Origin of the sequence: Candidatus Cryosericum odellii, from assembly GCF_003570935.1 — a bacterium.
Lineage (GTDB): Bacteria > Caldisericota > Caldisericia > Cryosericales > Cryosericaceae > Cryosericum > Cryosericum odellii.
In genome coordinates, this window is sequence record NZ_QXIU01000081.1 from 1 (window position 1) to 7,447 (window position 7,447).

Sequence of the window (7,447 nt, forward strand, 5' to 3'; positions counted from 1 at the left end):
CGGCGGGGACTTGGTCTTATTACAATCTTACGGTTCCGCCGTTTGGAGGTACTGCAAACACGAACAACCTGCAAAAACTCTACACCGGCCAATGTGCAGTAAATAGTACCTCGGTAGGCGCTAATTATGATCTGTGGGCCTACCTTGAGCTTGTTGATAATACTGTAGTATCGACGAAGCAGCTCATCAATGACGGTACTTCTATCAGCTTCGACAACTGGGCGAGTGCCGGACAGACTGTCCATATGACCTTCCAGTCAGGTCAAACAGACCCTGTTTATATCCAAGCAATAGGGTACTGGAGTCCGGACAATCCGTAGTCTGTAATCTGACGTAGCTTCACCCTCTCGCCACCAAATGGAAAGGAAGAAGAATAGAAGGAGGTACGTGTGATGCTGAAAGAAGAATTCCGGAGAGCATTCTTCAGCTGGGCGTTTTTGCTTGCGATTGTGATCACGAGTGTCTGCTTTGCCATCGGCCTGAAAGAGTACGGGCCGCCGGTCTCACCTTTTATCCGCCCTGAAGAGCAGTACCTTTACCCTTTTGCTCAGAACGCATTCGATGCGTTTCTCTGCGCAATGGGCCTGATGGGGCCTCTTGTTTTTTTTGCACCCTTGATTGCCGCGCTCCCGTTTGCTGCATCCTTTATCACGGACCGCTCTTCTGGCTATATCACGTTCATCCTTTCACGAACGTCGTTCCGCAGATATCGTACTTCCAAGTACATTGCCAATCTGCTGGCAGGAGGGGTCAGCACATCGCTTCCGCTCCTTGTCGGGTACGGTATCATCAATATCTTCTACAAGCGGGGGTTCCAGCCTATACCTGCACTTGGTGAAGCGTGGGTCAATGTGCGCATTCCCTGGGTGAATGCCAATGGGACCTTTGGGTACCTCTACCGCACAAAACCAGATCTGTACATCTTTTTCCTTATCGGACTTGCCTTCCTGTGGGGGGCAGCCTGGGCCACAGCAGGCCTCGCCGTCTCTTCAGCTGTTCACAACAAGTATTATGCTCTTGTAGCTCCTTTTGCTTTCTATATCATTGCACATTTTGTCATAGGGGGGATTTCTGCAATAGCAGGGTGGTCACCGCTGAATAATTTTGTGCCCTTTCTGCTCAAGACAACTTCACCGATGACAACTTTCACCGAGCTTGGGGCTCTGTTCCTCCTGAGCACCCTTGGGGTTTTTGCACTCGCGAAGAAGAAGCATGTTTATGAATAGCACGCACCACGCAACACGTTCGTTTCTAAGATTTAATATTGAGCAGCACATTCTCCAGAAACGATGGCTGATCCTTGTCCCTGTGGTGTTGTTTGCAGCCTATATCATGAGTGATGAGATGCTGGTGGTGGCAAAGAGCCAGGGGTTGTCCCCCAACATCTGGAACCCTCTCTTTAACATTTTTGGCAATGGCAACGCGGTGTTCTGGATGTTCAATTTTCTTTTTCTCTTCCTGATTAGTGATTTATCGGTTGAGACGGGCTTTGGAGCACTTCTTCTCTTCCGCCTCCGGTCACGGAGCAAATGGTGGCTGGCCAAGGTCCTGACACTGGCTGTCGCTGCGCTTGCCTTTGCAGGAATGCTGCTCGTTCTTGTTGGAGGTGTTTCTTCGTTCGCGTTTCCGTGGAGTACCTCATGGAGCGAACTGGCCAGAGGGTATGCAGGGAGAATAGGACCCAATCCCGCCGTCCTGGTGCTTTCCCCGTCCGGTGCATTCCTGCGGCTCATCACCCTTCTCATCCTCGGCTGGTTCAGCCTGGGACTAGTTACCACCCTTGTCTCTTCGCTGACGAACAATGGCATCGTCGGGTTCCTGGCGGGGGCGGTCATTAATATTGCCGGACTTTTTGCGTATAAGGGATATATTCCCCGGTACCTCCAGAACTATTCTATTGCTACGCACTTTCTGCTTGACTTTCACCGCTTTGGCACAAAAGCCTCGATGTATCCTCCCTTTGGTGCTTCCATTATCTACTGGGCCGTATGGATCGCCCTCTTTACGACGATTGGATTCCTGCTCTGCAGGAAAAAGGATTTCCTGTCCGAAAAGGACAGGTCGTAAGGTGGGGCCATGGGCAACGTGCCATTCTCAAGAGTGATCCGCCTGAATGTCACAACGGCCTTTCGCTGGAGGTCCCTGCTATGGACGGTTGTCCTCTTTGCTGTGATCGGATTGTTTGGCGTTTATGAGGTCGTGTCGTATCCAACGGTCCTTTCCGAGAACGTGTGGGATGTGCCGTTTGTTACATTTTCCGGGCCAGGCCTGGTTAATGACTCTTTATTTGAGTTTGTTCACTGGTTTTTGCCCTACCTCTTCTTTTTCTACCTGTTCGGAAATATCGCAGAGGAAGACCTGTCGCAGAGGGGCGTCTCCCTTATTCCTCTCATTGGTTCACGACGGACATGGTGGCTCGGAGAGGTCGTGACGCTCCTTATCCTGTCCTTTTTCTACGTCGTGACCGGTGTTGCGGTGGTCCTGATCGTCAGCCGGTGTTTCCTCCCCTGGTCAGCAAACCTGAGTCCTTTTCTACTGTCCAGCGGGATATGGCAAACCATTCCAAAGGATCTGAGTGTTGCCACGCTCATCCTGCGATGGATCTTCCCGCTGTTCTTCGGGACACTGGTTGCGGTATCCTTTCTTCAGATGACACTCTCGATATGGTGGAGGAATGCGTTTCTCTCGTTTATCGCCGCCAGTGCCATGATGATCCTCTCATGGCTGTTCGGGATCCGGCACCCCTCTGTGGTACGGTGGCTGCCCGGCTCTCAATCCATGCTTCTGCGCCACACGTTCCTGGAGCCACAGGTGCACGGATTCTCGCTGGCTTGGTCCCTTGGTTACAATGCAGTGATCATCCTGGCGGTTTTGGCAGTCAGTTTCATCTACGTCCGCCGTATAGACATTGTCAAAGAAATCTCAGAAATCCACAAGGAGGCATAAATGGAAGAAGTCACTACTACAGTCGCCGTTAAACCGGTCGTTATGTTGGAGGGTGTCTCTAAAGTCATACGAGGACGGACCATCCTTGAAGATGTTTCTTTTGAGATCCCTCCTGCACAGATCGTTGGGCTCAGTGGGCTCAATGGTTCTGGCAAGAGCACGCTTTTGAAGGTCATCGGCGGATTCATCTATCCCACAGAGGGCAGGGTCGTTGTGTTTGGAAAGGAAATCGGCAAAGAAGCAGAGTTCCCCGACAAGACAGGGGTCTTGATTGAAAAACCAGGATTCTTGACATCTATGAGCGGGAGGAAGAACCTGGAGCTTCTGGCTTCTATACGCAATGAGATCGGAGAAAAGGAGATCCGGGAGGTCATCACGCTGGTGGGGCTGGACCCTGATGACAAACGACCCGTCAGAGCCTATTCAACCGGTATGATCCAGCGTCTGGGCATTGCTCAGGCTCTCATGGAGCATCCAGAGTTATTGCTCCTTGACGAACCGACCAGCAATCTGGACCGCGAGGGGATCACCATCGTCCATAATGTGCTCAGAGACTTAAAGAAGAAGGGCATCACGATCCTCATGACAAGTCCCAACATGGAAGAATTGAGATATATCTGTGATACTGTGTTCTGGGTGGAAAACGGTCATCTGGGAAAGGAACCTCCACAGATGCAATGATTTGACGGAGCACGAAGCGCAGGATGCCAGTATTGTCTGGATCAGATAGAGCCATGAGTCGCTGGACACAGACGTAGTAGCGAGGGAGAATGGGCAGATGAGAATCCTGGTAGTTGAAGACGAACCGGATATCTGCAAGGCGGTCGCCGATGCGCTGCAGCAGGAGCACTATGCCGTCGACACCGCAGATGATGGAACCAGCGCGCTCACGAAGGTCCATGTCGAGCAGGCATATGACCTGCTTCTCCTTGATCTGATGCTCCCCGGAGTGGATGGGCTCCAGGTCCTGGGACGACTCCGATCCGAAGGGAACCGGACGCCCGTTTTGATTATCACGGCGCGGGATACTATCAGGGAACGCGTTGCCGGACTGGACCAGGGAGCTGACGATTACCTGGTCAAACCATTTTCCATCGATGAGATGCTGGCACGCGTGCGTGCGTTGCTCCGCAGGGACCCTGCCGTGCAGCAGGTTGTCTTGACAGCAGGGACAGTCTCGTTTGATCCGGCGACGCGCGCATGCACTGTCGCGGGCAAACCCGTGTTCCTGACCGTTCACGAAGAGCGGCTTCTTGAGTACCTGCTGTGTAATACTGGTCGTGTCATTTCACGCGGCGAGCTGGAAGATCATGTCTGGGATGATCACGCTTCCCTGTGGACCGACACGCTCAAGGTCCATGTCTCGCGGCTGCGCAAGAAACTGGACGCAGCGGGCGCACCAGGTTTCATCCGCATGGTGCGAGGCATCGGCTACGGTATTGGGGTAGGGAGCAACAACGTATGACGAGCAGAATTCGTTCTGTAGTTGTACGTTTCGTGACAGTGGCAGTACCATTGCTAGGCGCGGAACTGGCCTTCGCTCTGCTGACGTCTCCTCGTGGCGCAGACGGTTGGAGGGCATTCCTGGTGATGACGCCGGCCGTCATTATTGTCGCGGCCCTCCTCTCCTGGCCGTTGAGTTTCGAAGACCATGTCGAACCAGACGCACTTGCGCCACTGCGTCGTACCTATGGCCTATATACGATTCTCGTGGCGCTACTAGTGGTATTTCTCCTGGTGTCTGCTGTGCAAGCGGGCATTTCTGGTCAGCTGAATGTGGCGCACAATCTCACGCAGGACATGCTGCTCAACGATGGCGACATGATGCAGGCGCTTATCCCCACAACACAGGAGCCGGTCACGTCGTCGCAAGAAATGTCGCGCCTTGTTGATCGTGCAGCGCGGTTGACCAATTGCGCCAAGACTGGTGGTTTTGTCGTCGCAGAGGGAACCCAGGGAGTTCGTTCAGTCTGGGGAACACCGCCCGACGACATTAGTAGTTTCCAGAGTCAAACAGTGAGCATTGTCCATATCCCCGCGAAGGGCAACGTACCGGCCCAGTCATTCATGATCTCCGCCAGGATAATTGGCATTGGCGGTCAGCCTGTGCGCATCCTGCTTGGCATGCCCACAGACGACAGTCGTCCCGAGATAGACTCATCTCGCCGCACGTCATGGCTGCTGGTCGCATTTGGAGTGATGCTGGCAGCCATTGTGACGCTATCTTTCAGCAGGATTGCTGCCCATCCAGCTGCAGCGGCTCTGGAACGCCTGGGGCGGTTTACCGGCGATGCCGGCCACGAACTGAGGACGCCCCTTGCTGCCATCCAGCTGAACGCCGAAATGGCATTGCGGCCGCAGTCTACGCCCGATCAGGTGCGCAGCTACACCAAAGCCATTCTCCGGCAGGCACGTTTTGCCTCGGAAACGGTGCAGTCGCTGCTTCTGCTGGCCCGTCTGTCACATGCAGCTGCACGCCCTGGAACCCCCGTTCTCTTTGGTACGCTCTGTGCAGATGTCCAGCAAAGCCTGGCCTCCCTCCTGGAGGAGAAGAATCTGCTGCTAGAGGTTGACGGGCCGGATGTCCTGGTGTCCGCCAATCGTGATCTGGTGCTCATGGTCCTCAAGAATCTTGTGCAAAATGCAGCACAGTGGTCCCCGACCGACGCTGCAATCGAGATGAGCGCTAGTGCGGTTTCACGGCGCAGGATCCGGATGAGCGTCACTGATCATGGAAAGGGTATCGCCGCAGAAGCCCTGCCGCATATCTTTGAACGATTCTATCGGGCCGATCCCGGCCACAACCGCGTCTATGGTGGTGCAGGGCTGGGTCTTGCCATTGTGAAGCAGGCTGCTTCGTGCATGCGCGGGTCCGTCAGCGCTGTCAGCACACTCACATCTGGAACGATGGTGACGTTGCTGCTCCCTCGCTGAGATACCGTCCGGATGCGATCGAAGTGGTTGGCCCGGAGTTCCGTGGGTGGGCCGGTTCCCGCAGATGAGTCGTGCCATGATGGGCAGGCGCCTGGCGCACGGACGTGGAAGGTGTGTCGATATGCGGTTGCCTGCCTTCCCGCTTCCCGTCCGTCATTCCCGCGAAGGCGGGAATCCATTCTTGTGTCGACAAGCGAGTGGTCCTTTGGACTGTTCTCAGACATTTTGCGAGATCTGCGTTATATGAGTGAAGGGGAACAAAGACGTCTTCATCTAAGCCTTATTTATGAGAGGAGGACGTTGGAAGGGATACGGGACGAAACCAGAAATCGTAACCATATTGTAACTTTCAGTCGCTACAGTGTGAGCTGCTAGTGAAAGGAGGCGCTGGCCATGAGTGCGGACAAAGGGATGAGTGTGAACCCCGACTGCCAGGAATGCAGCAGTTTTCAGTTCAGAGAAAGAATCGTTCAGGGAGGTACACAGTGAGAAGAGGTACAAAGTTCGTGGTTGGCTCGATCATTGTTGTCATGCTTACCTCGCTTCTCCTGTTCAGTGGACAGCCTGGAACCAGCACAGGTGCCGTAATCGACCCATGGGGGAACAGGGAGGTTCTCAACTATCTATTCTGGACGGCGTACGATGTGAAACTGAGCGCAGACATCATCAAACTGCAGAAAGACCTTGGCCTCAGCGATGCAGCCATGGCAGAACTCAAGCAGTATGGCATGGAAGAGGGTCAGCGCCTTATGGGAATAGAACTGGTCCCGGACACAGGAGAAACTGCAGCAACAGCTGAGGCAGCGAATGTACGTGGGGCTGCTGTCTTTGCCACTATTGATGAGGAAACAAAAGAAACGCTTGGCATCGAGTATCCTGCGTTCCGCACATGGATCCAGACCTGGTGGCAGGAAGAAACCATCTACCGTCAGAACTGGATCAAAGAACAGGAAGATGCGGCTAACAAGACAGATGCAGCGACATAGGACCGGCTGGATTCTTCTCCTTGTTGTTCTTGCAGCAGCTGTCATGTGCACAGGCTGTGGGACAAACGCATTCGATGCAGCAAGTCCTGCCTGGATACAGGTGCCCATTGATTCAGCAAAGATGTCTGCTCTTCAGACAGAGGTTGATGATGGACATCGGCCAGGAGAACTTGATCCGGAACAGGTGACTGGTGACTTCTTGGTATATGACCTTGCTATCCCAGTGAGCAATATGCAGGACAAGAAGCAACGGAATGGGCAGAGCGACGTTACGGTGAGCCTTCAGGACGGGCGTACAGTTCAGCTTGTGCTGGTGCAGCCTGTTCGCAAAGACTCAACCGGCATCTGGTGTGTTCAGAAGTACCGTTTTCTGACAAAACAATAGGCCCATTTCATGAGTGGTCCGCTTGATTGAATGAGCCTGTACGCGATCAGGCGGATCAGAGAGTTCTCTGAAGGGAGGAGTGTCGTCAGCAATCCCTCCCCCCTTACGTTCCAATTAGTGGAAGGGGGAGGGATTGTAACCGTTTTGTAATGTTTGGTTTGTACAGTGATCATGGTGAGGAGGGGTAATAGTGTTT

The 7,447-nt window shown here is 53.6% G+C and carries 9 protein-coding genes; all 9 read left to right on the forward strand.

Going from position 1 to position 7,447, the window contains the following annotated elements; genetic code table 11:
- Window positions 1-320, forward strand: a 320-nt coding sequence (locus SMC5_RS10985; protein WP_207799009.1) for a hypothetical protein, incomplete at its 5' end; no start/stop codon positions are given.
- Between the two features lie 72 nt (window positions 321-392).
- A complete protein-coding gene (locus SMC5_RS03215) occupies window positions 393-1,226 on the forward strand; it encodes a hypothetical protein (protein ID WP_119119563.1) in 834 nt (277 codons plus the stop codon).
- A complete protein-coding gene (locus SMC5_RS03220) occupies window positions 1,219-2,067 on the forward strand; it encodes a hypothetical protein (RefSeq protein ID WP_119119564.1) in 849 nt (282 codons plus the stop codon). Before SMC5_RS03215 ends, SMC5_RS03220 begins: the two co-directional genes overlap by 8 nt.
- A 9-nt stretch (window positions 2,068-2,076) precedes the next feature.
- Window positions 2,077-2,946 (forward strand): hypothetical protein, encoded by an 870-nt coding sequence (locus SMC5_RS03225; protein WP_119119565.1) that lies wholly within the window; start codon window positions 2,077-2,079, stop codon window positions 2,944-2,946.
- Entirely contained in the window at window positions 2,947-3,627 is a 681-nt protein-coding gene (locus SMC5_RS03230; RefSeq protein ID WP_119119566.1) for an ABC transporter ATP-binding protein, read from the forward strand.
- A 97-nt stretch (window positions 3,628-3,724) separates the two neighbouring features.
- Complete coding sequence (locus SMC5_RS03235) at window positions 3,725-4,411, forward strand: response regulator transcription factor (RefSeq protein WP_119119567.1); 687 nt, start codon at window positions 3,725-3,727, stop codon at window positions 4,409-4,411.
- Window positions 4,408-5,880 carry a sensor histidine kinase gene (locus SMC5_RS03240; protein ID WP_119119568.1) on the forward strand — a complete coding sequence of 491 codons (1,473 nt, stop codon included), beginning with the start codon at window positions 4,408-4,410 and terminating at the stop codon, window positions 5,878-5,880. Before SMC5_RS03235 ends, SMC5_RS03240 begins: the two co-directional genes overlap by 4 nt.
- A gap of 485 nt (window positions 5,881-6,365) precedes the next feature.
- Window positions 6,366-6,866, forward strand: a complete 501-nt coding sequence (locus SMC5_RS03245) for a hypothetical protein (RefSeq protein ID WP_119119569.1) — start codon at window positions 6,366-6,368, stop codon at window positions 6,864-6,866.
- Complete coding sequence (locus tag SMC5_RS03250; RefSeq protein ID WP_119119570.1) at window positions 6,853-7,251, forward strand: hypothetical protein; 399 nt, start codon at window positions 6,853-6,855, stop codon at window positions 7,249-7,251. Before SMC5_RS03245 ends, SMC5_RS03250 begins: the two co-directional genes overlap by 14 nt.
- The last annotated feature ends 196 nt before the right edge of the window (window positions 7,252-7,447 follow it).